Source organism: Kitasatospora sp. NPDC086009 (assembly GCF_044540385.1).
GTDB lineage: Bacteria > Actinomycetota > Actinomycetes > Streptomycetales > Streptomycetaceae > Kitasatospora.
Genome location: NZ_JBITSA010000016.1, coordinates 140,956 through 163,118, shown reverse-complemented (window position 1 = coordinate 163,118; position 22,163 = coordinate 140,956). Strand labels below are relative to the sequence as shown.

Genomic DNA, 22,163 nt, shown 5'->3' with positions numbered 1-22,163 from the left:
CCGGGAACCGGACCCGCCGGCGGGCTCAGGCGCCGGCGGCCGCCTCGCCGGTGAGCCCGTAGGCCCGGGCGATCAGCCCGTACGAGCGGTGCCTGGCCTCGTGGCCGTGGATGTGCGAGGTGACCATCAGTTCGTCCACCCCCGTCCGCTTGCGCAGCGACTCCAGCCCGTCGGCGACCTCGCCGGGCGAGCCGAGGACGACGTTGCCCAGCCAGTCGTCCACGAAGTCGGCCTCCACCGGGCTGTACGGGTAGCTCTCCGCCTCCTCTGGGGTGGGGATCGGGCCCGGGTTCCCCCGGCGCAGGCGCAGCATGCCGAGCGCCGAGGAGCGCGCGAGCCTGCGGGCGGCCTCCCGGTCGTCGGCCGCGACCGCGTTCACCCCGATCAGCGCGTACGGCTCGGCGAGCACGGCCGAGGGGCGGAAGGACGACCGGTAGAGGTCGAGGGCCGGGATGGTGTTGGTGCTGCTGAAGTGGTGGGCGAAGGCGAACGGCAGACCGAGCCGGCCGGCCAGCTGGGCGCTGAAGCCGGAGGAGCCGAGCAGCCAGATCGGCGGCCGGCCGGCACTCCGGGGAACGGCCGCGAGCCGGGCGTAGGGGTGGCCGTCCGGGAAGTCGCCGTCGAGGAAGTGGGTCAGCTCGGAGAGCTGCTGGGGGAAGTCGTCGGCCCCCTCGGCGAGGCCGCGCCGCAGCGCCCGGGCGGTCGCGGGGTCGGTGCCGGGGGCGCGGCCGAGCCCGAGGTCGATCCGGCCGGGGTGCAGCGCCTCCAGGAGGCCGAACTGCTCCGCGATCCCCAGCGGCGCGTGGTTGGGCAGCATCACGCCCCCGGACCCGAGCCGCAGCGTCGTGGTGTGGGCCCCGAGGTGGGCGAGCAGGACGGCGGGCGTCGAGCTGGCGACGCCCGGCATGCCGTGGTGCTCGGCGACCCAGAACCGGTGGTAGCCCCACTCCTCGGCGCTGCGGGCCAGGGCCGTGGTCGAGGCCAGCGCCTCGGCCGGGGTGTAGCCGGCGCCCACGGTGGCCAGGTCCAGGATGGAGAGCGGCGCGGGCGCCGAGCCCCGGGCGGTGCCCCGGATCGCCGCGTCGCTCCGCGGTCCGGGCCCGCGCTCCTGCTGGTCGTCGGTGGTCATGCCGTCCGCCCTCCTGGCCGTCCTGCCGGTGTCCGTGTGGCGTCTGGAACGGCCGCGCACCTCGTCCGCGACCCCGCCACTGCCAAGGGGGGTCAACCACGCCGCCGGGCCGGGTGTTCCCGCTCTCCGGCTCCACCGTGCGACCACCCGCCTACCGACCGTTCGGCTGACTCAGAGCCAGCGCGCGAACACGTGTGGCGACTTCACGCCAGCGCGGGAAGTCGCCAGCCGCAGGGCTCGCGACGGGCGGGCGGCGTCCGGCAGGCTAGGACGCAGAGCGGATCACCCAACGGGATCCACTCCCACCTGCAAGGTCGTCGGGCTGGACCAGCACCGATCGATCCCCGCGAGCCCCTGGAACGGCACCCCGCTCCAGGGGCTCGCGTCGTGTGAGGCCGAGCACAGCCGGGGTGCTTCATGGCATGAAAAGTCGAGGCGCTAGCGTTGTCCCCTGCAGCCATCTGCTCCCCCGGGCAGCCTGGAGGGAGTACCTGACTTGGACATCGCGACGGTGATCGGATCCTCATGGATCTGCGCCCTGGCTCTCTGCGCCGTACTCGGCGACGCCTTTCTCCCCTTCATCCCCAGCGGGACGCTGGTCATCCTGGCCGTGCTCAAGACGGCCCAGATAGACGGCGCTCCGGTGGTACTGGGGTTCGGGGTGGCGATCGCCTCCTTCCTGGGAGACCTCCTGCTGCTCCGGCTGGCCCGCCGGGGCGCCCCCTCGCTGCAGCGACGGCTCGAACACCGGCCGCAGCTGGCGGCCAGCGTGGCCCGGGTCCAGCAGGCGCTGGACGGGCGCACCACCGGGGCCGCGGCCGCCATGGTGGTGGTCGCGCGGTTCGTGCCGGCCGGCCGGACCGTGCTGGACCTGGCCATCGGGCACTCCCCCGCCGAGCCGCACCGCTTCCTGCGCTGGTCGGCCCTGGCCGCCCTGGTCTGGGCCGCCTACATCGTCACGCTGGGCTGGCTCAACAGCCACTGGTTCGACACCGCCTGGCTGAGCCTCGCGGTCTCCTGCGCCGCCGCGACCGTGATCAGCACCGCGATCGCCCGGATCGTGCGGCGCAACCGCCGGCTCGTCATCACCTGACGCCGCGCCGCACCGGCGTGGGCGCGGAACCGCGTCGAGGGCTCCTACGGCACCGCAGCGTCGTCGACGCGCGGTGCCGCGCCCGTGCGGCCTCCGCCCCAGCTCTCACTCCGGCCTCCGCCCCTGCGGCGTCGGACCCTGCGGCGTACCGGAGTTCGCGGTTCCGGTCGCGCGCGGAGGACCGCTCGCCCGCCCCCGTCGGGAGCCGATCGCCCAAGAGCGTGCAAAACGTCACAGGACCGCAACAGAAGGCCGGCCGTTGCAGCCGGTCGATGCCGGGCAGGCGTGTTGACTGTTGTTGGACCTCGGGGGCTTCTTCTTCCTTGATGCCTTCCGCGTCCACATGCCATGCTAACGGCGTATTACATATCAATTACCCGATATGACCGGTGCGGCCCACTGGCGCCCTTCGACCCGGCCGGCGGCACCCAGGGGAGACCATGACCAGCATCTCGCGCAGGACCGTGCTCAGCGCCACCGCCGCGACCGTCGCGCTCGGGGCGGCGGCGGCGTGTTCCAGCAGCGGATCGGGTTCAGGATCGAGTTCCTCCGCCCCCGGCGGCGCCGGAACCGGCACCGGCACCGGCGGGCCGGCGGTGACCGGTACGCCGACCAAGGGGGGCGCCAAGGGCACGCCGATCGGGGACGGCTCCACGTCCGACACCGGCCCCCAGCCGAACCAGCCCAAGCCGGAGAAGCTCAAGCCCGGTGAGCGGCCGCCGCAGTTCGTGGTCTTCTCCTGGGACGGCGCCGGCGGCACCGACGACAACCAGTTCCCCCGCTTCCTCAAGCTGGCCGAGGAACACAAGGCCGCCATGACCTTCTTCCTCTCCGGGATCTACACCCTCCCCAAGGGCAAGGCCGATCTGTACCACCCGCCGAAGCACTCGGTCGGCGCGTCCGACATCCCGTACCTCTCGGACGGCGCGGTGAAGAGCACGATCAAGCTGATCAGCCAGGCCTGGCTGGCCGGCCACGAGATCGGCACCCACTTCAACGGGCACTTCTGCTCGACCCGTTCGGACGGCAACGGCGTCAACAAGTGGACGCCCGAGGACTGGCAGAGCGAGATCGACCAGGCGGTCTCCTTCGTGACCCAGTGGCGCACCAACACCGGCTTCACCGACGTGGACCCGCTCCCCTTCGACTACAAGAAGGAGCTCATCGGCGGGCGGACCCCGTGCCTGGAGGGGCAGAAGGCCCTGCTGCCGACCGCGGCCGCCCTGGGGTGGAAGTACGACGCCAGTTCCTCCGGCGGCCTCCAGATATGGCCGCAGAAGGTGCAGGACGGCAAGGTCTGGGACTTCCCGCTGCAGAGCATCCCGTTCCCCGGGCACTCGTTCCAGGTGCTCTCGATGGACTACAACATCCTCGCCAACCAGTCGGCCGGCAGCACCAAGGGCGACCCGGCGAAGTACGACGACTGGCGCTCCCAGGCCCGGGACTCCTACCTGGCCGGGTTCGACCGGGCCTACAACGGCAACCGCGCGCCCTTCTTCATCGGGAACCACTTCGAGCAGTGGAACGGCGGGATCTACATGGACGCCGTCGAGGAGACGCTCAAGACCATCGCCGGCAAGCCGGAGGTCCGGCTGGTCTCCTTCCGCCAGCTGGTCGAATGGCTGGAGGTCCAGGACCAGTCCACCATCCGCAAGCTGCGTTCGCTGAACGTCGGGCAGGCGCCGGCCGGCGGGTGGGGGGCCTTCCTCGGCGCCGCCGGGTGACCGACTCCTGAGGCGCGGCGGGCGGGCACCCGGGGCGCGGGCGCGGTACGCGGACGCCCGGGGCGCGGGCGTGCCGGGTGTGGGCGCCGGCCATGTGTCCGCGCACCGGCGTGGGGCCGGGCGACATGGTCGCCGTGCCCCGCGCTCGGGGACGGTGGTGGGGCGTTCCTCCGCCCCCTCCCCCTCACGAGGTGACCCTGTGGACAAGGTCCTGGACTCCGCCGCCGAAGCGGTCGGGGACATCCCCGACGGAGCGGTGCTGGCCGTCGGCGGCTTCGGCCTCTGCGGCATCCCCAGCACCCTGATCGGCGCCCTGGCCGCCACCCGCGCCACCGGCCTGCACGTCGTCTCCAACAACTGCGGGGTGGACGACTGGGGGCTCGGCCTGCTGCTGCGGGCCGGCCGGATCGCCCGGATGACCTCCTCCTACGTCGGGGAGAACAAGGAGTTCGCCCGGCAGTACCTCTCCGGCGAGCTGGAGGTGGAGCTGACCCCGCAGGGCACCCTCGCCGAACGGCTGCGCGCAGGGGGCGCGGGCATCCCCGCGTTCTTCACCCCGGCCGGGGTCGGCACCCAGGTCGAGGAGGGCGGGCTGCCCTGGCGCTACGGCGCGGACGGTTCGGTGGCGCTGGCCTCGCCGCCGAAGGAGGTCAGGGAGTTCGGCGGGCGCCGCTACCTGCTGGAGGAGGCCGTCACCGCCGACTTCGCGCTGGTCCGCGCCGAGGTCGCGGACCGGCACGGCAACTGCGTGTTCCACGCCGCCGCCCGCAACTTCAACCCGCTCTGCGCCACGGCCGGCCGGACCACGCTGGTCGAGGCCGACCGGATCGTCGAACCGGGCGTGCTGGAGCCGGACGCCGTCCACCTGCCCGGGGTGTACGTCGACCGCCTGGTCCTCGCCGATCCCGCCGACCGCCGCGTCGAGCGCCGCACCGTCCGCACCGCGCTCCAGGGGGCCTGAGCCGATGACCGCCGAGACCTTCGCCGCCACCCCGCGGTCCGTCGCCGTCCCGGGCCGGGCGCCCGAATCCCGGAACGCCCCGGACGCCCGGAGCGCTTCCGACGCGGACGCCCGGAGCGCTGCCGACGCCCGGAACGCGCTCGCCGCGCGGGCCGCGCGGGAGCTCCGGGACGGCCAGTACGTGAACCTGGGGATCGGCCTGCCGACCCTGATCCCCGGTCACCTCCCACCGGGCGTGCGGGTGGTGCTGCATTCGGAGAACGGCGTCCTCGGCGTCGGCCCGTACCCCCTGGAGGGTACCGAGGACCCCGATCTGATCAACGCGGGCAAGGAGACCGTGACCGTCACCGCCGGCGCCTCGTACTTCGATTCGGCGTTCTCCTTCGGCATGGTCCGGTCCGGTCGGATCGACGTCTCGGTGCTCGGCGCGATGCAGGTCTCGGCCGCCGGCGATCTCGCCAACTGGATGATCCCGGGCAAGATGGTCAAGGGCATGGGCGGGGCGATGGATCTCGTGCACGGCGCCCGCCGGCTGATCGTGGTCATGGAGCACACCGCCCGGGACGGTTCGCCGAAGATCGTCGAGGAGCTCTCGCTCCCGGCCACCGGGCGGGGTGTCGTCGACCGGATCGTCACCGACCTGGCCGTCGTCGACGTCACGCCCGGCGGGCTGCGCCTGGTCGAGACGGCGCCAGGCGTCTCGTTCGACGAGGTCCGCGCCGCGACCGGCACGGCCCTGCTGCCGCCGTCCTGACCGAGGGACCCGCGCGGAGGCCGGACCACCTGTACGGCGGTCCGGCCTTCGCTCGTCCGTCCGACCGGCCCGCGTACGCGAGGCAGGAATCATCCCCTCGTCACACCAACTCGGGCCGCATGGCCGGGAATCGTCATATCCTCACCCCCGCGCGATGATCGTTTCGAGGACTGGTTGCGATCACGTCGACCCTCCGGGAGAGTTGGGGCAGCCAGAAGGTCCCGCGCACCCGGAAGGGAGTCCGGAGAGCGCGCCGGGACCCCGCCTTCGAAGTGGCCGGACGACCGCGCGCGATGATCGGTCGTACACGTTTCACCGATGCCGCCCGGGAGCCGCCCGGCGACACCGCAGTCGCCCGGGCGGCGCCCCGCTTCGAAGGCCAGGCTCCGGGGGGAGCGGCCTTCCAGGACGCCCAGGCACAGCCACTGGGCATCGGATCGCACACCTCCGGTCGGAGCACGCACGATCGAGCCGGCCCGAGCGGCCGGCCACGGGGGGAGCCACAGTTGGTCAAGCAGTTCTCGCGGCGCCCGCGCGAAGAGAGCGCGCCCGGTGCTTCCCTGGCCGTCCCCGAAGCCCCGTACGACTACGCCCACTTCAGCCGGCTCGCCGGTCCGGCCACCACCCCGGGCGACGGCGGCGACACCCCCGGCCCCTACCGCGTCCGCTACCGGAGCCTGCTGCGCCGGGAGCCGCACCGGATCCGGGCCGCGCTGCTCCTGCTGGCCGCCCCGGCGGTCGAGTCGGTGCTGCTGGTCTGGCTGCTGCTCCCCGGCCACTGGCCGGTCCGGCCGGGCGAGACGCACGCCTGGCTGCTGATCGCCGACAAGGCGATGGTCACGATCATCGCGGTCGTCGAGCTGTTCCGCCTGGTCAACGTCGTCTCCAACACCCACGCCACGCTGGTCGCCCGCGACCCCGTGCCGGTCACGCCCGAACCGGGCACCCGGGTCGCGTTCCTCACCACCTGCGTACCGGGCAAGGAGCCGCCGGAGCTGGTGCGCACCACACTGGTCGCCGCGCTCGCCGTCCGGCACGACGGACCGTACGACGTCTGGCTGCTCGACGAGGGGAACGATCCCGCGATGCGCGCGCTCTGCGCCCACCTGGGCGTGCGGCACTTCAGCCGGCGCGGGATCGGGCCGTGGAACCGGCCCGAGGGGCGGTTCCGCGCCGGGAGCAAGCACGGCAACTACAACAGCTGGCTCCAGGCCCACGGCGCCGCCTACGACTTCTGGCTCTCGGTGGACACCGACCACGTCCCGCTCCCCGAGTTCGGCGAGCGGATGCTGGGGTACTTCCGGGACGAGGACGTGGCGTTCGTGGTCGGCCCGCAGGTGTACGGGAACTACCGCAGCTCGGGTTCGGCGGTCACCCGGTTCTCCGAGAGCCAGCAGTTCCTGTTCCACGCGCTGATCCAGCGGGCGGGCAACCGTTACGGCGCGCCGATGTTCGTCGGCACCAACAACGCGGTGCGGATCGGCGCGCTGCGGTCGATCGGCGGGCTGTCCGACTCGATCACCGAGGACATGGCGACCGGGCTGGAGTTCCACCGCCGCCGCAACCCGGCCACCGGGGCGCGCTGGCGGTCGGTCTACACCCCGGACGTCCTGGCGGTCGGCGAGGGCCCCTCCTCCTGGACGGACTTCTTCTCCCAGCAGCTCCGCTGGAGCCGGGGCACCTACGAAACGCTCCTGACCCAGTACTGGCGGGCCGCCTGGCGGCTGACGCCCGGCCGGCTGCTCAACTACACGCTGATGGTCTGCTTCTACCCGATGGCGGCGCTGACCTGGCTGCTCGGCGGGGTGTCGAGCGTGCTCTACCTGGGCTTCGGGGCCTCGGGGGTCCACGTCTCCTCGGAGATCTGGATGATGCTCTACAGCGACGCGGCCGCCCTCCAGGTGCTGCTCTACACCTGGAACCGCAAGCACAACGTCAGCCCGCACGAGCCGGCCGGGTCGTCCGGGGTGGCGGGCATGGTGATGTCGGCGCTGTGCGGGCCGATCTACGCGGCCTCGCTCCTCCAGGCCCTGCTCCGCCGGCGCAGCCGGTTCGTGGTGACGCCGAAGGGCCACTCGGCCAGCCCCGACCGGGTGGCGACGTTCCGCGTCCACCTGTTCTGGGCGCTGGTGTTCGGCGGGGCGGTCACGGCCTCGTTCTTCACCGGCCACGACCACCTCGCCATGCGCACCTGGGCCTGCCTGGCGCTGCTGCTGAGCCTGCTGCCGATGCTCGTGCTGGCCGCCGACGCGGTACGCCGCAGGCGGGCCCGGCCGATCTCCACGCTCACGGTCACCGGCGCCGCCGCCCCCAGGGTCCCGCGGCAGCCCCGGGCCGGGGAGCGTGCCGGGGCCGCCCCCGGCACGCAGAGCACCGAGGCCACGGCGCCCGCCGCCACCGGCCGCTGACACCCGGCCGCTCAGCCCCGGCCCGTCGAACCAGCCCGTCGAACCAGCTCGTCGAACCAGCCCGTCGTCGCGCCGCAGTAGGAGGGACCACCCACCGTGAGGATCCGCAACGCCGGCCGGACCAGGCGCTTCGCCCTCGGCAGCACGGTCGCCCTGACCGTGGCCGGGATGAACGCGCCGGCCGTCCTCGGCTTCGCCCACGAGCAGTACCACCAGTACGTGATCAACCGCCCGGCCTACAAGGCCGAGTACGGCCACTGGCAGACCGTCGTCCTCCCCGCCGAGTTCCGGATCAACGCCGTCCACGCCAGCCTGCTGCGCACCGGCAAGGTGCTGATCATCGCCGGCTCCGGGAACAGCCGGCGCAGCTTCGACGCGGGCTCCTTCAAGAGCCTGCTCTGGGACCCCGCCGCCAACACCTACCGGCGGATCCCGACCCCGGCGGACATGTTCTGCGGCGGCCACACCGCGCTGCCCGACGGCCGGCTGCTGGTGGCCGGCGGCACCCTGCGCTACGAGGCGCTGGACGGCGCCGTGAAGAAGGCGGCCGGCACCATGCGGGTGCGCAACGAGAACCCGGACGCGGCCCGCACCTTCCCCAAGGGCACGGTGTTCACCGGCCCCGGCGGCCACACCTACCTGTCCACCGCCGAGGTGACCGTCCCGGCCGCGACGAAGACCGGCGCCGGCGACCGGACGGTGGTGAAGGCCGGCGAGCAGCACGTGTTCGTGGAGGCGGTGGCGGCGGGCACCGGGTCCGTCGAGGACTCCCCCGCCCAGTACGCGATCAAGGGCCTGGACGGCGCCGACGCCCGCAACCTCTACGGCATGGCCGACCGGCTGACCCTGGAGAAGCAGGACTTCCAGGGCATCCGCTCCGCCTTCGAGTTCAACCCGGACACCGAGCTGTACGAGCAGGTCACCGACATGGCGTACGCCCGCTGGTACCCGACGCTCACCGGGCTGGGCGACGGGCGGGTGGTCACCGTCTCCGGGCTGGACGACACCGGGCAGATCCTCGGCGGCAACGACAACGAGATCTACGACCCGGCCCGCAAGACCTGGTCGAAGGCGCCCGACCGCTACTTCCCGACCTACCCGTCGATCTTCCTGACCGCCTCCGGCAAGCTCTTCTACTCCGGCTCCAACGCGGGCTACGGCCCGGCGGACCGGGGCCGCGACCCGGGGCTCTGGGACTTGCGGGACAACAGCTTCCAGCCCGTCCCGGGACTGCGCGACCCCGCGCTCACCGAGACCTCGTCCTCCGTCCTGCTGCCACCCGCCCAGGCGCAGAAGGTGATGGTGCTCGGCGGCGGGGGCGTCGGCGAGTCACCGCTCTCCACCGCGCGCACCGACATCGCCGACCTCTCCGCCCCGAAGCCCGCCTTCACCCCCGGGCCGGACCTGCCCGCCGGCGGCACCCGCTACCTCAACAGCGTGATCCTGCCGAACGACACCGTGTTCACCACCGGCGGCTCCCGCGACTACCGCGGCAAGCACCGCAGCGACCTGCTCGAGTCGCAGGTCTACCACCCGGACACCAACACCTTCAGCGCCGCGGCCGAGCCGACCGTCGGACGCGACTACCACGCGGAGGCGCTGCTGCTGCCCGACGGCCGGGTGGTGGTCCTCGGCTCCGACCCGCTCTTCGCGGACAGGGCCGACACCGAACCGGGCACCTTCGAGCAGCGGATCGAGATCTACACCCCGCCGTACCTGTTCCACGGCGCGCGGCCGCGGGTGACCGACGCCCCGGCCGGCGCGAAGCTCGGCACCACGCTCACGGTGGGCACCCCGGACCCGGCGGGCATCGCCACCGCCAAGCTGGTCCGGCCCAGTTCGGTCACCCACGCCACCGACGTCGAGCAGCGCTCGGTGGCCCTGGACGTCGGCGCGCGCTCGGCCGGCGGGGTCGCCCTCACCCTGCCCGGCAACCCCGATCTGCTGCCGCCCGGCTGGTACATGCTGTTCGTGACGGACCGGGCCGGCACCCCCTCGGTCGCGCGCTGGATCCAGGTGACCGCCTGATCCCCGGGCGCCCCGAGCGCCCGGCGCGGCCGCCCGGCTACCCGCGCCCGCGCACCAGCCCCAGGGCGTACGGCAGCCAGAACTCGCCCGCCCGGGGCTCACCGCGGCCGCACTCGCCGTCCGACTCACCCGGGTTCTTGATCCACAGGTACGCGTCCACCCCGGGCCGGCCGGTGGCGGCGGTGGGCGGCTCGCCCAGCGCGCGGCCGGGCGGGTTGCACCAGGCCTCGCTGCTCAGCGGGCCGTTGCCGTTGCGGCTGGTGTCGATGACGAAGTGCTTCCCGCCCAGCGCGGCGGAGAGTTCGGCGCCGTACGCCGCGTCGCGGTCGGTGCTGTAGAAGTTGGAGACGTTCACGGCGAAGCCGTCCGCCACGGCGACGCCGGACTTGCTCAGCGCCCCGGCCATCGCCGACGGGTCCTGGGCCCAGCCGGGGTTCCCCGCGTCCAGGTAGACCCGGACCTGCGGACGCTTCTTCAACTCCTGGACGGCGAAGGCCAGCAGGCCGTACCGCTCGGCGGCGGTCTCGCCCTTGACCCCGCAGCCGTCCAGGGTGTGCGCGACGGCGTCCGGCTCCAGCACCACCCAGGCCTTGCGGTCGCCGATCGCCTCGGCGACGCCGGTGATCCAGGAGCGGTAGGCGGCGGCGTCGGCCGCGCCGCCGGCCGAGTACTGGCCGCAGTCCCGGTGCGGGATGTTGTACGCGACGAAGACCGGGGTGCGGTCCACCTCGGCGGCCAGGCGGCTCAGTTGCTCGACGCTGCCCGGGGCGGCCTGGTCGACGAGCCACTGCGAGGAGGGCTGGGAGGCGATCCCGGCGAGGGTGTCGGCCTCGGCCGTCCGGCCCTGACCGCGCAGCGCGGCCAACTGCCGGGCCGCGGACGTCCGGTCGGACACGTAGAACATCTGACCCGGCAGCTGGACGGGCCCGGCGCCGGCGGCGCCGGCGCTCGCCGTGGTGGAACCGGGGGGCGCGGGCGCCGCGGCGGACCCTGTGCCCGCACTCCCCGGCGGGTCGGCCGAACTCCCGCCGCCGCAGCCCGCCACCCCTGCCGTCAGCCCCAGCAGCGCCGCCCCCACGGCCAGCCGGAACCCCGCCCCTCGCCCTACCCGGCGCACGTACCGCCCCTCCCAGACCCGGTCCGGCGACCAGGTCGGCACCCAGCTTCGCACACCGGGTACCGGCCTCCGGCCGACGCCGGTGAACGGCCGGTGACGGCGGGCCGGCGCGACGCCCGGCCCGCCGTGCGGTCAGTCCTGCTTCAGGTTCGGCACCTGCCAGTCGATCGGGTCGACGCCGAAGCCGGCCAGCGCCTCGTTGATCTGCGAGAAGGGGCGGCTGCCGAAGAACAGCTTGGCGGAGAGCGGCGACGGGTGGGCGCCCTGGACCACGACGTGCTTGGTGGTGTCGATCAGCGGCAGCTTCTTCTTGGCGTAGTTGCCCCAGAGCACGAAGACCACCGGCTCGTCGCGCGCGCTCACCGCCTTGATCACCGCGTCGGTGAACTTCTCCCAGCCCTTGGCCTTGTGCGAGTTGGCCTCGTGCGCGCGCACCGTGAGCACCGCGTTGAGCAGCAGGACGCCCTGCTCGGCCCAGTGCATCAGGTAGCCGTTGTCCGGGGCGGGGATGCCCAGGTCGGCGTTCAGCTCCTTGAAGATGTTGCGCAGCGACGGGGGCGTCCGGGTGCCCGGGAGCACCGAGAAGCTCATGCCGTGCGCCTGGCCGTCGTCGTGGTACGGGTCCTGGCCGAGGACGAGCACCCGGACCTTCTCGTAGGGCGTGGCCTCCAGCGCCGAGAACTCCTGCCCGCTCGGCGGGAAGACCTGGTGCTCCGCGCGCTCCGCCGCCACGAAGGCCGCCAGCGCGGCGAAGTACGGCTGCTCCGCCTCGGCGCCCAGCACCTCGCGCCAGGACTCCGGCAGCTCCAGCCCGCCGACCGCCCCTGCTTCGACCCCGGCTGCCTCGACCACGCCTGCCTCGACCGTGTCCGTCACGACATCAACCTCCCACCGGACGGCCGCTCACCGCCGCACCGCCCCGACCTCCGGCGTACCGCGCCGCTTGCGCCGCCCGCCCTCTTCCACACCGAACGCTACACAGCTCCACCGACAACTCACTCCGCCGCGGCGCCCGCACCCACCGGCTCGACACCGGGCGGCCCGTCACCGACCGCGGGGTCGGCGGCAGCGGCGGCCCGCGCCACCCGGACGTGCTCGACCACGTTCAGCGCCACCACCAGCACCGCCAGCACCACCAGGACGACGAGCGCCGGCAGCCGCACCATCACCGGCACCAGGGCGAACACCACCGCCGCCGCCACGATCCGGGTGGTCGACACCGCGCGGAACATCATCCACCGGGTGTAGCCGAAGGTCAGCAGGTACAGCCCGCAGCCCCCGTACAGCAGCGCCACCGAGCCCGCCCCGAGGGCCCGCCGCGGGTCGGCCACCGTCTCGCCGAAGCCGACCGCGACCGCGATCACCCCGGCCACCAGCGCGAGGTGGCCGTACTGGAACACCCGGCGGATGACGTCCCGGCGGGAGTCCGCGACGGTCACGGCATGCCGCATGGCGTCCGCCGCGTAGACGAAGTACTGCCACCAGAGCCCGGCGGAGATGGTGAACGCCGCCGCCACCGCGGCCAGTTCGGCCGCGTCGAGGCGGACGGCGGCGGCCGTGGCGCCGATCCCGACGATCGACTCGCCGAGCGCCACCAGCAGGAACAGCGCGAACCGCTCCGGCATGTGCTGCGGGTGGTACGCCACCTTGGCCAGCCGGTTGCGGAACAGCACCGGGCCGGACAGGTCGCAGAGCGCGCCCAGCGTCCAGAGCACCAGCCGCGGCCCCTCCGGGAGCAGCCCGCCCACGAACAGCAGCGGCCCGCTGACCAGCACGCCCACCCCGTACGGTCCGCGCCAGACGCCCGGGACGCGGATCAGCAGCACCAGCAGCAGCACCCGGGCCGCCCAGTAGCCGGCGCCGAGCAGCACGCCCCGGCCCTCGTAGGCGCCGGGCACGGCCAGCGCCATGAAGAGGCCGGCCAGGCCGACGGCGAGGATCCCGAGGCGGTCCCTCGGGGTGTCCACGTCGCGGATGTTGGCCTGCACGGTGGTGCCCACCCAGCACCAGTACACCGGGACGAACACCACCAGCGCCCGCGCGACGCCGCCCCAGTCGTGGTGGTGGTGCAGCAGGCCGGAGACCTGCGTGACCGCGAAGACGAAGACCAGGTCGAAGTAGAGCTCCGCCCAGGTCACCCGCTTCTCGTCGATGGACTCCCCCGCCGTACTCATCCCGCCCCCTCCTCCGCATACGCAACAGGCGCACGCAAACGGGCGGGCCCCGCCCGGCCATCGGCCGGGCGGGGCCCGCGTCATCAGAGCAGAGGCTAGACCAGGTCGACCAGGTCCGCGATCGACTGGACGACCCGGGTCGGCCGGTACGGGAACCGCTCCACGTCGGCGGCGGCGGTGAGGCCGGTGAGCACCAGGATGGTCTCCATGCCGGCCTCCATGCCCGCCACGATGTCGGTGTCCATCCGGTCGCCGATCATCACGGCGGTCTCCGAGTGGGCTCCGGCGCTGTTCAGCGCCTCGCGCATCATCAGCGGGTTGGGCTTGCCGACGAAGTAGGGCTCGACGCCCGTCGCCTTGGTGATCAGCGCCGCGACCGAGCCGGTGGCCGGCAGCACGCCCTCGGTGGACGGGCCGGTCTCGTCGGGGTTGGTGCAGATGAAGCGGGCACCCTGGTTGATCAGGCGGATCGCCTTGGTGAGGGCCTCGAAGCTGTAGGTGCGGGTCTCGCCGAGGACGACGTAGTCCGGGTTGTTGTCGGTCAGCACGTAGCCCGCCTGGTACAGCGCGGTGGTCAGGCCGGCCTCGCCGATCACGTAGGCGGTGCCGCCGGGGCGCTGGCCCTTGAGGAACTTCGCGGTGGCCAGGGCGGAGGTCCAGATGCACTCCTCCGGCACCTCCAGGCCCATGCCGGCCAGGCGCGCGCTGAGGTCGCGCGGGGTGTAGATCGAGTTGTTGGTGAGCACCAGGAAGGGCTTGCCGGACTCCCGCAGGCGGCGCAGGAACTCCTCCGCGCCGGGGATCGGCGTGCCCTCGTGGATGAGGACCCCGTCCATGTCGGTCAGCCAGGACTCGATGGGCTTGCGCTCTGCCACGTGCGTGTCTCCCGAAGTTGCAACGTCTTGCGATGGTCGTACCAAATCTGCGGCGCACCGCCGTCACCGTTGCGCCTCCCACCGGCCGGACCCACCTCGGGACACCGGACCGCCGGGGGTACTGCTGGCTGCCCCAACGGGGCACAGCCTAATCCGCACACCAGCCCGACGGCAGTACGTCCCGCCCACCGGAACGCCCAGGTCCGGACGACCGCGCCGGAGCCCGCACCGGGCCCCGCACCGGGCCCCGGGCCGGGACCGGCTCCGGACGGGCTCCGGGACCGTCCTGCGGCTCTCCCGCCTCAACGGCTCCTTAAGCCGCCCCTAACCTCTCTGAGCGCCCCTCAGCAGGCCCCCGCCGCCCGGCTAGCGTGAACGGCACCACCCTCACCCCGCTCCCGCGAAGGAGTCCCCTCACCATGCCCGTGCGCCACCGCCTCCCCGCCGCCGTCCTCACCCTCGCCGCCGCCGGCCTCACCGTCGGGGTCGGTGGCGGATCCGCCGCCGCGCACGGCTCGATGCAGAATCCGCTCAGCCGGATCGAGGGCTGCTACCTGGAGGGCGCCGAGCACCCGAAGTCGGCGGCCTGCCGGGCCGCCGTGGCCGCCGGGGGCACGGCCGCCCTCTACGACTGGATGAGCCTGCGGATCGGGGACGCCGCCGGGCGCCACCGCGAGCTGATCCCGGACGGCCGGCTGTGCAGCGCGGGCTCGGACCTGTACAAGGGCCTGGACCTGCCGCGCGCCGACTGGCCGGCCACCAACCTCACGGCCGGGTCGGACTTCACCTTCCGCTACCGCGCCACCGCGCCGCACCGGGGCACCTTCCAGCTCTTCGTCACCAACGCCGGCTACTCCCCGACCAAGCCGCTGACCTGGGCGGACCTGGAGCCCCAGCCGTTCCTCACGGCCACCGACCCGCAGCTGACGGACGGTTCCTACGTGCTGCCCGGCAAGGTCCCGGCGGGGAAGACCGGACGCCAGCTGATCTACGCGATCTGGCAGCGCTCGGACAGCCCGGAGGCGTTCTACTCCTGTTCGGACGTGGTCTTCGACGGCAGCGGCACCGCACCGACGACGACACCCGCGACGCCGCCCGCTCCCGCTCCGGACGGCACCGCCCCGGCTCCGTCGTCCGGGCACCCCGCCGGGCACGACCACACCACCGCTGGGGCCACGCCGACCGCCGCCCCGACGGCCGCGGCCACCACCCCCGCCGCCTCCGCCACCACGCCGCCGCCCACGGCCGGCCCCGCCGCGGTGGCCGGCCCCGGTCCCACCACGCAGGCTCCCGCGCAGGCCGCCGTGCCCGCCCCGGTGCCGGCCACCGATCACGAGCGGCTCGCCCAGACCGGCTCCGACCGCTCCCTCGGCGTCCTGGCCTCGATCGGCTCGGCCTTCCTCCTGGCCGGCGCCGTCGTCGCCGTCATCCACCGTCAGCGCCGCCGCACCCCGGGCGCCCACGCCCGCTGACCCGCCCGCCGGCCCCGGCCACCCCGGACCGCCCGCTGACCCCGACCACCCCGGACCGCCCCGCACCCGGACCGCCGGGACGCCCGCCGCCCCACCGGCGGGCGTCCCGGTCGAACCACCCCGGCCGCCTCACCGTCCGTCACACCGGCGGCACCGAAACCGGGGCCAATCGGATACCTCGTGCTGGCGCACCGTGATTGAGTAAGGCGCATGAGCCCCTCCTCACGCCCTTCCCGCGACCACGACGGCCCCTTCCGTGTCGGCCTGATCGGCTACGGTCTGGCCGGAGCCGCCTTCCACGCCCCGGTGATCGCCAGCACCCCCGGGCTCCGGCTGGACGCGGTGGTCACCGCCAACCCCGACCGCCGCGCCCAGCTGCGCACGGACCACCCCGGCGCCCGTGCCGTGGACACCCCGGAGCAGCTGCTGGCCGACCGGGACGCGCTCGACCTGATCGTGATCGCCTCGCCCAACCGCACCCACGTCCCGCTCGCCCGGGCCGCGCTGCGCGCCGGGCTGGCCACCGTGGTCGACAAGCCGCTGGCCGCCACCGCCGCCGACGCGCGGGAGCTCTGCACGCTGGCGCGGTCGCAGGGCGTCCTGCTCTCCGTCTTCCAGAACCGGCGCTGGGACGGCGACTTCCTCACCGCCGCCCGGCTGGTCCGCGAGGGCGCGCTGGGCCGGGTCCACCGCTTCGAGTCCAGGTTCGAGCGGTTCCGCCCCAAGCCCAAGGCGGGCTGGCGCGAGCTGGCCGACCCGGCCGAGGGCGGCGGCACGCTGTACGACCTGGGCAGCCACCTGGTCGACCAGGCGCTCACCCTGTTCGGCCCGGTCGAGACGGTCTACGCCGAGATCGACACCCGACGGGACGGCGCGGTGGTCGACGACGACGCCTTCCTCGCCCTCACCCACGCCTCCGGCACCCGCTCCCACCTGTGGACCAGCGCCATCACCCCGCTCGTCGGGCCCCGGCTGCGGGTGCTCGGCGACACCGCCGGATACGTGAAGTTCGGCATGGACCCGCAGGAGGAGGACCTCCGCGCCGGTCAGCGCCCGGACGGCACCGGCCGCGCCGGGGCGCCGTGGGGCGCCGACCAGCCCTCCCGGTACGGCACCGTCGGCACCGACGAGGACGCGACCACCGTCCCGACCGACCTGGGCGACTACCCCGCCTTCTACGCGGGCGTCGCCGCCGCCCTGGCCGACCCGGGCACTCCGCCGCCGGTCGACCCGCTCGACGCCGTGGCCACCCTGACCGTCCTGGAGGCCGCCCGCACCTCGGCCGCCACCGGCACGACCGTCCGGCTCGGCTGACCCCTTCCGGGGGCGCGGCGCGGCCGGTCGGCCCCGGTCGGCCCCGGCTGGAGTCGGCCGGACTGGGTCGGATCCGGTCAGATCCCGATGACCTCGACGGCCGCGCCGAGGCCCCGGAAGTCCGCCACGTTGCGCGTGTACAGCGGCAGCCCGTGCGCGGAGGCGACGGCCGCGATCATCAGGTCGATCCGGCGCGGACGCGGCTGGCGCCCGGCGGCGATGGTCAGCGTGACCAGCGTCCCGTACCGGGCGGCGGCGGCCGCGTCGAAGGGCAGCGGGTCGAAGTCGGCCATCGCCGCGCCCAGCACTTCCAGCCGCGACGCCCGGCTGACCGCGTCCCGGGCCATCGAGACGCCCTGCTGGAGCTCGGCGAAGGTGATCGCGGTCAGCTCCGGCACGGCCGGCAGCTCGGCCGGGTTGAGCAGCGCCAGGTCGATGTAGACGCAGGTGTCCAGCACCCCGGCCGGGCGCCGCCGGGGCGCCCTGCGCCGCTCAGCCACGCCGCCGCTCGAAGGGGTCGTCGCCGTCGTCCCCCACCAGCTCCTCGGGGCCGAAGTACTCCTCGGCCTCCTTGCGCATCTGCTGGTAGTCCACCCGCGGCAGCTTCACGTGCCGCGCCACCAGTTCCTCGGCCGTGAGCCGCCGCCGCTCCGCGACCGGCCGCAGCTCCGCGACCTCGACCCCGTTCCTGGTGATGTGGAAGGTCTCGCCCGCCTCCACCGCGTCCATCACCGCGGCGGAGTTGTTCCGGAACTCCCGCTGGGTAATCGTCTTCATCCTTCCAAGGTAGCCCCGGGTAGCACCGCTGGCTACGGTGCGCGGGAGCGCCGGGGCCGCCCGCCGTGAGCCGGCGCTCCCCCGGGAGCGCCGGGCGTCGTACCATCGTCGACAACGCCCGGACTCGGTGCCGCCGAGCACGGCGCGTCCGTCGGCACACCAGTCGGTTCATCAGCCGGTACGCCCGGCACTCGGTGCCCGGCACTCGGCACTCGGCAGGAGAGGAGCTCACCGTGGGATTCGTCGCGATGCTGCTCGGCCTGCTCCGGGTGCTGACCGGGGAGGCGCTCACCGACGGTGGGACGCTGACCTCTGTGGCCGCCGCCGCGGCCGTGGTGCTGCTGGCCGGCGCCGTCGCGGGCACGCTGGCCGCGGCCCGGTTGCTGGGCGCGCGGGCGCCGGCCGCCGTCCGGGACGGGACGCTGCGGCGCCTGGCGCTCCGAACGGCCTTCCTCCCGCAGCGCGATCCCGACGCCCGGGGCAGGCGACGCCCCAGGGCCCCGGGCGCGGCCCCGGCGGCCGCGTAACCACCCCTTTTCTCCACCGCCGTCCACGCGGCCGCCCTCCGCCGATCACTCATGTCCTGAGACGCTGAGACCCCGGAGGGCTCGCTCCACCATGTCCGTTTTCGCAGTGCTCGACCCGGCCGTCGGCCTGGCCCACGACGTCGTCGCCTCCCTCGCCCAGCTGGTGCCCACCGCGCTGGCGATCGTCCTGTTCACCGTCTGCGTCCGGCTCGCCCTGCACCCGCTGGCGCGGGCGGCCGCGCGCGGTGAGAAGTCGCGGGCCCGGCTCGCGCCGAAGGTCGCCGAGCTGAACCGCAAGCACAAGGGCAAGCCGGAGAAGCTCCAGGCCGCGCTCGCCGAGCTGTACCGGGAGGAGAAGGCCTCGCCGTTCGCCGGGTGCCTGCCGATGCTGATCCAGATCCCGTTCTTCTCGGTGATGTACCGGCTGTTCACCACCCCGAACGACCTGCTCGGCCACACCCTCTTCGGCGTCCCGCTCGGCCTGCACGCGGGCAGCGCGCAGAGCGCCGCGCAGTGGGTGGTGTTCGGCGCGCTGTACGCCGGGCTGGCCGCCGTGGGGTACGTCAACTTCCGCCGGGCCCGCCGAGCGCAGGCGGCCGCTCCGAAGCAGCCGGCGCAGCCGGGACAGCCCGGGCAGGCCGGACTGATGGCGGTCATGCCGTACCTGTCGTTCGGCACCGTGCTGTTCGCGGCGCTGGTGCCGCTGGCTGCCGCGCTCTACCTGCTGACCACGTCCGCCTGGTCGGCCGCCGAACGCGGCTGGCTGCACCGGGGCGGGACGGCTCCGGTGCCGGCGGTGGCGCTGATCTGACCGGCGCGCCGTACGGTCCGGCGGCGGGGGCCCCCGCCGCCGGGCGGGTCAGGCGCGCAGCAGGTTGCCGATCACCGCGCGGGCGATCGTCGCCGGGTCCTCCCCGGCGCGGTCGGGCAGGCTCCCGCTGTTCCACAGCTGGGCGAAGCCGTGGACGATCGACCAGGCCGCCAGTTTGAGCTCGCGCTCCCGCGCGTGCTGCGGGGCGGACGCCGCGAGCGCGGCGGCGAGGGCCTCGTCGGCGCGGGCCCGGGCGGCGGACAGGTGCGGGTCGTCCGGGTGGTAGAGGCCGGGCTCGAACATGACCGTGAAGTGGGCGCGGTGCCCGACGGCGAACCGGACGTAGGCGATCCCCGCCCCGGCCAGGTCCGGCCCGGCAGCGCGTACCGCGTCGGCGAGGAGCTCGTACCCCTGGGCGGCGAGTGCGGTGAGCAGTCCCGCCTTGTCGCCGAAGTGGTGGGCGGGGGCGGCGTGGGAGACACCGGCCCGGCGGGCCAGCTCGCGCAGGCTCAGCGCGGCGGGCCCGTTCTGTTCGATGGCCGCGGCGGCGGCGGCGAGCAGGGCATTCCTCAGGTCACCGTGGTGATAGGGCTGGGCAGACATGCCCCGATCATAACTTTCCATTGACAAGATGGCACGGCCGCACCTAACTTGATGGTGTCAAGATGCCCTGCACGCAGGGCACCACCCGCACCTTCGGAGGCCGAGATGGCACCCCTGATCGCTCTTGTCGCCGGATTCCTGGCCGCCCGCCTGGCCGGACTGGCCGGTGTGGACGTGCTCGACGGCTGGCACCCCGCCCTGCGGGTCGGACTGGCCGCGATGTTCCTGCTCACCGCGTCCGCGCACTTCCTCCCGCGCCTGCGGAGCGGACTCGTCGCCATGGTCCCGCCGGGCCTGCCCCGGCCGGAGCTGCTGATCACGCTGACCGGCCTGCTGGAGCTGGCCGGCGCCGTCCTGGTCCTCGTCCCGGCGACGACCAGGCTGGCGTCCGCGGGTCTGATCCTCATGATGATCGCGATGTTCCCGGCGAACGTCTCGGCCGCCCGCCGCCGACTCCCCGGCGTCACCCCGATCGGCCCCCGCACCGCTCTGCAGGTGCTGTTCGTCGCGGCCGCCGCACTGACCTTCGCGGGCTGACCCCGCGCCCTCGCGCCTCCGTGCCGGCCCGGCGGCGCCACTCGGAGACCCGCCCCGGACCGTGGCCACGGCAGGCCGTAGCCTTTGATCGTTTCTGAGTCCGGCCGGACAAGGTGGAGGAATTCGTGAAGGTCGCAGCCCCGACGTTGGCCGAGATGCGGGAGGTCTGCCAGCCGCAGGCCAAGATGCAGAGCCGCAACGGTGAGCACTGGGCGGGCCGCCTCTACATGCGCCGGATCTCGCTGCGGACGACGCGGCGGCTGGTGCGGACGTCCGTCTCGCCGAACACCCTGACCTGGGTGATGGTGGTCTGCGGCGTCGGCGCCGGGGCCGCCCTGGTGATCCCCGGACTGACGGGCGCGATCCTGGCCGCCCTGCTGTTCCAGGGGTTCCTGCTGTTCGACTGCGTCGACGGCGAGGTGGCCCGCTGGAAGCGGCAGTTCAGCACGGCGGGCGTGTACGTCGACCGGCTCGGCGCCTACCTGGCCGATGCCGCGCTGATGATCGGTGCGGGCATCCGGGCCGCCCGGGGCGGGTCCGACCTGTGGATCTCGGTCGGCCTGGCGACGGCGCTGGGCGTCGTCCTGCTGAAGGCCTCCACCGACCTGGTCGACGTGGCCCGGGCCCGCAGCGGGCTGGCGCCCGCCGACGAGGAGTCGACCCAGCCGCGCTCGCAGGGCATCGCCACCGCGCGACGGTTCGCCTCCATCTTCAAGATCCACCGGGTGACCAACGGCATCGAGGCCTCGCTGGTGCTGCTGGCCACGGCGGTGGCGGACGCGGCGGTCGGCAACCTCGGGCCGACCCGGATCGCGCTGGCCGCGATCGCGGTGATCACCTGGGGGATGGTCGTCGCCCACCTGGCGTCGATCCTCTCCTCGTCGCGCCTGCGCTGATCGGCCGCCGACCGCCCCGGCGCGGTCGGCGGCGTCGCGGCGCAGGGCGTCGCTCCTCGCCTGGCAGACCGCGCCGACGACGGCGGACAGGACGATCAGGCTCAGGAGTCCGAGCACGGCGGACTCGTCGAGATGGCGCCGAGGGGCCTGCCGCAGCGCCAGCCCAGCCGCCAGGCGAGGCCGTGCATGAGGTCCTCGGCCTGCCGGGTGGTGAGACGGAAGACGAGCTGCTCGTCGGGATCCGCACCGACGGGGTCGTCGACGGCCAGCCGGAGCTGGACAGCGGCGTCCGGGGAGGGTTCGACGGCGAGGTAGGGGACGGTGGTGGTGGCGGCCTCGTGAGGCCGCGAGGGAACGGGCAGGTGGACGACGTTCACGCGACGGCGTCCAGCTCGAACCAGACGGCCTTGCCGCGCTTGCAGGGCTCGGCGCCCCACCGGTGGGTGAGGCCCTCGATGAGCTGGAGGCCGCGCCCGCACTCGGCGAGGTCGGAGGGGTGGCGCTGCTCCGGCAGCTCGCAGCTGTCGTCGTTCACGGAGACCCGCAGCGTGGTGTCGTTGATGAACACCAGGACGACCGGCGAGGACGTCCGGCCGTGCCGCCAGGCGTTCACGATGAGTTCGGCGAGCGCGAGTTCGGCGTCGGCGATGACCTCGGGGTGCCAGCCGCTCCGCGCCATGGCGCTGCGGAGGCCCTCGCGGGCGAGGGTGAGGGAAGGGGAGTTGCGGTTACACACGGGGAGTCTCCCTGCGGTGTAGGTGGGGCACACCGGTGAGGGTGTCGCCGTGAGCAAGTCCGCAGCGGCGCTGGAAGGACCACATACGGATGCTCTTCGGTGCCCGGGCAGCAGGTACCAACTGCCCTAGGGGTTGGCGTTACTGACAACCCGTTCGGTGAGCGGTGCATCACAGACTGTAGGGCATGTGAGGGACATGTACCACCTGGTCTAGTACATGTCCCTCT

22 protein-coding genes are annotated in these 22,163 nt (G+C 73.9%); 12 read left to right on the top strand and 10 right to left on the bottom strand.

Annotated features, from left to right (window positions below; genetic code table 11):
• Nucleotides 1–25: 25 nt before the first annotated feature.
• Nucleotides 26–1,129: an LLM class flavin-dependent oxidoreductase gene (locus ACIF6L_RS30690; RefSeq protein WP_396490645.1), complete on the bottom strand. Its 1,104-nt coding sequence runs from the start codon at nucleotides 1,127–1,129 to the stop codon at nucleotides 26–28.
• Nucleotides 1,130–1,625: 496 nt separating this feature from the next.
• Between ACIF6L_RS30690 and ACIF6L_RS30685 the strand changes: the two genes are divergently transcribed.
• The 6 genes from ACIF6L_RS30685 to ACIF6L_RS30660 all read left to right on the top strand — a co-directional run bounded on the left by ACIF6L_RS30685 (nucleotide 1,626) and on the right by ACIF6L_RS30660 (nucleotide 10,097).
• Nucleotides 1,626–2,222 (top strand): VTT domain-containing protein, encoded by a 597-nt coding sequence (locus ACIF6L_RS30685; RefSeq protein ID WP_359805003.1) that lies wholly within the window; start codon nucleotides 1,626–1,628, stop codon nucleotides 2,220–2,222.
• 440 nt (nucleotides 2,223–2,662) lie between these two features.
• Nucleotides 2,663–3,946, top strand: coding sequence for a hypothetical protein (locus ACIF6L_RS30680; protein ID WP_396490646.1), 1,284 nt, complete (start codon nucleotides 2,663–2,665; stop codon nucleotides 3,944–3,946).
• Between the two features lie 199 nt (nucleotides 3,947–4,145).
• Nucleotides 4,146–4,907: a CoA transferase subunit A gene (locus ACIF6L_RS30675; RefSeq protein ID WP_396490647.1), complete on the top strand. Its 762-nt coding sequence runs from the start codon at nucleotides 4,146–4,148 to the stop codon at nucleotides 4,905–4,907.
• 4 nt (nucleotides 4,908–4,911) lie between these two features.
• Nucleotides 4,912–5,661: a 3-oxoacid CoA-transferase subunit B gene (locus tag ACIF6L_RS30670; protein ID WP_396490648.1), complete on the top strand. Its 750-nt coding sequence runs from the start codon at nucleotides 4,912–4,914 to the stop codon at nucleotides 5,659–5,661.
• 506 nt (nucleotides 5,662–6,167) lie between these two features.
• Complete coding sequence (locus ACIF6L_RS30665; RefSeq protein WP_396490649.1) at nucleotides 6,168–8,069, top strand: glycosyltransferase family 2 protein; 1,902 nt, start codon at nucleotides 6,168–6,170, stop codon at nucleotides 8,067–8,069.
• Between the two features lie 96 nt (nucleotides 8,070–8,165).
• Complete coding sequence (locus ACIF6L_RS30660; RefSeq protein WP_396490650.1) at nucleotides 8,166–10,097, top strand: galactose oxidase-like domain-containing protein; 1,932 nt, start codon at nucleotides 8,166–8,168, stop codon at nucleotides 10,095–10,097.
• A gap of 37 nt (nucleotides 10,098–10,134) precedes the next feature.
• Here ACIF6L_RS30660 and ACIF6L_RS30655 read toward each other — a convergent pair whose 3' ends face one another.
• The 4 genes from ACIF6L_RS30655 to ACIF6L_RS30640 all read right to left on the bottom strand — a co-directional run bounded on the left by ACIF6L_RS30655 (nucleotide 10,135) and on the right by ACIF6L_RS30640 (nucleotide 14,263).
• Complete coding sequence (locus ACIF6L_RS30655) at nucleotides 10,135–11,001, bottom strand: glycoside hydrolase family 6 protein (RefSeq protein ID WP_396490651.1); 867 nt, start codon at nucleotides 10,999–11,001, stop codon at nucleotides 10,135–10,137.
• Between the two features lie 345 nt (nucleotides 11,002–11,346).
• Nucleotides 11,347–12,024: a uracil-DNA glycosylase gene (locus tag ACIF6L_RS30650; protein ID WP_329492109.1), complete on the bottom strand. Its 678-nt coding sequence runs from the start codon at nucleotides 12,022–12,024 to the stop codon at nucleotides 11,347–11,349.
• 185 nt (nucleotides 12,025–12,209) lie between these two features.
• Nucleotides 12,210–13,388 (bottom strand): low temperature requirement protein A, encoded by a 1,179-nt coding sequence (locus tag ACIF6L_RS30645; RefSeq protein WP_396490652.1) that lies wholly within the window; start codon nucleotides 13,386–13,388, stop codon nucleotides 12,210–12,212.
• A gap of 95 nt (nucleotides 13,389–13,483) precedes the next feature.
• Nucleotides 13,484–14,263 (bottom strand): HAD-IIA family hydrolase, encoded by a 780-nt coding sequence (locus ACIF6L_RS30640; protein WP_329487794.1) that lies wholly within the window; start codon nucleotides 14,261–14,263, stop codon nucleotides 13,484–13,486.
• 419 nt (nucleotides 14,264–14,682) lie between these two features.
• Here ACIF6L_RS30640 and ACIF6L_RS30635 point away from each other — a divergent pair, with 419 nt between their 5' ends.
• Together ACIF6L_RS30635 and ACIF6L_RS30630 are read left to right on the top strand one after the other, a co-directional pair.
• A complete protein-coding gene (locus ACIF6L_RS30635) occupies nucleotides 14,683–15,735 on the top strand; it encodes a lytic polysaccharide monooxygenase (RefSeq protein ID WP_396490653.1) in 1,053 nt (350 codons plus the stop codon).
• A gap of 210 nt (nucleotides 15,736–15,945) precedes the next feature.
• A complete protein-coding gene (locus ACIF6L_RS30630) occupies nucleotides 15,946–17,049 on the top strand; it encodes a Gfo/Idh/MocA family oxidoreductase (protein ID WP_396490654.1) in 1,104 nt (367 codons plus the stop codon).
• A 77-nt stretch (nucleotides 17,050–17,126) separates the two neighbouring features.
• On the opposite strand, the gene ACIF6L_RS30625 is transcribed toward ACIF6L_RS30630, so the two are convergent.
• Together ACIF6L_RS30625 and ACIF6L_RS30620 are read right to left on the bottom strand one after the other, a co-directional pair.
• Nucleotides 17,127–17,549, bottom strand: a complete 423-nt coding sequence (locus ACIF6L_RS30625) for a type II toxin-antitoxin system VapC family toxin (RefSeq protein ID WP_329487797.1) — start codon at nucleotides 17,547–17,549, stop codon at nucleotides 17,127–17,129.
• The gene (locus ACIF6L_RS30620; RefSeq protein ID WP_329487798.1) at nucleotides 17,542–17,826 is read right to left on the bottom strand and encodes a type II toxin-antitoxin system Phd/YefM family antitoxin; all 285 of its coding nucleotides are present in this window, start codon (nucleotides 17,824–17,826) and stop codon (nucleotides 17,542–17,544) included. Before ACIF6L_RS30620 ends, ACIF6L_RS30625 begins: the two co-directional genes overlap by 8 nt.
• Before the next feature lie 233 nt (nucleotides 17,827–18,059).
• On the opposite strand from ACIF6L_RS30620, the gene ACIF6L_RS30615 reads away from it, so the two are divergent.
• Nucleotides 18,060–18,353: a DUF6412 domain-containing protein gene (locus ACIF6L_RS30615; RefSeq protein WP_396490655.1), complete on the top strand. Its 294-nt coding sequence runs from the start codon at nucleotides 18,060–18,062 to the stop codon at nucleotides 18,351–18,353.
• A 91-nt stretch (nucleotides 18,354–18,444) separates the two neighbouring features.
• Nucleotides 18,445–19,164 carry a YidC/Oxa1 family membrane protein insertase gene (locus ACIF6L_RS30610; protein ID WP_329487800.1) on the top strand — a complete coding sequence of 240 codons (720 nt, stop codon included), beginning with the start codon at nucleotides 18,445–18,447 and terminating at the stop codon, nucleotides 19,162–19,164.
• A 48-nt stretch (nucleotides 19,165–19,212) separates the two neighbouring features.
• Here ACIF6L_RS30610 and ACIF6L_RS30605 read toward each other — a convergent pair whose 3' ends face one another.
• Entirely contained in the window at nucleotides 19,213–19,767 is a 555-nt protein-coding gene (locus tag ACIF6L_RS30605) for a TetR/AcrR family transcriptional regulator (protein ID WP_359836208.1), read from the bottom strand.
• Between the two features lie 105 nt (nucleotides 19,768–19,872).
• Here ACIF6L_RS30605 and ACIF6L_RS30600 point away from each other — a divergent pair, with 105 nt between their 5' ends.
• Together ACIF6L_RS30600 and ACIF6L_RS30595 are read left to right on the top strand one after the other, a co-directional pair.
• The gene (locus tag ACIF6L_RS30600; RefSeq protein WP_352293144.1) at nucleotides 19,873–20,304 is read left to right on the top strand and encodes a DoxX family membrane protein; all 432 of its coding nucleotides are present in this window, start codon (nucleotides 19,873–19,875) and stop codon (nucleotides 20,302–20,304) included.
• A 155-nt stretch (nucleotides 20,305–20,459) separates the two neighbouring features.
• Nucleotides 20,460–21,200, top strand: a complete 741-nt coding sequence (locus tag ACIF6L_RS30595) for a CDP-alcohol phosphatidyltransferase family protein (RefSeq protein WP_359805078.1) — start codon at nucleotides 20,460–20,462, stop codon at nucleotides 21,198–21,200.
• Between the two features lie 101 nt (nucleotides 21,201–21,301).
• Here the strand turns inward: ACIF6L_RS30595 and ACIF6L_RS30590 are convergent, their stop codons facing one another.
• Both ACIF6L_RS30590 and ACIF6L_RS30585 read right to left on the bottom strand, forming a co-directional pair.
• On the bottom strand, nucleotides 21,302–21,577 hold the full coding sequence (locus ACIF6L_RS30590; RefSeq protein ID WP_396490656.1) for a hypothetical protein: 276 nt from the start codon (nucleotides 21,575–21,577) through the stop codon (nucleotides 21,302–21,304).
• Nucleotides 21,574–21,936 (bottom strand): ATP-binding protein, encoded by a 363-nt coding sequence (locus ACIF6L_RS30585; protein WP_329487804.1) that lies wholly within the window; start codon nucleotides 21,934–21,936, stop codon nucleotides 21,574–21,576. The genes ACIF6L_RS30590 and ACIF6L_RS30585 overlap by 4 nt, the downstream gene beginning before the upstream one ends.
• Between the last annotated feature and the right edge of the window lie 227 nt (nucleotides 21,937–22,163).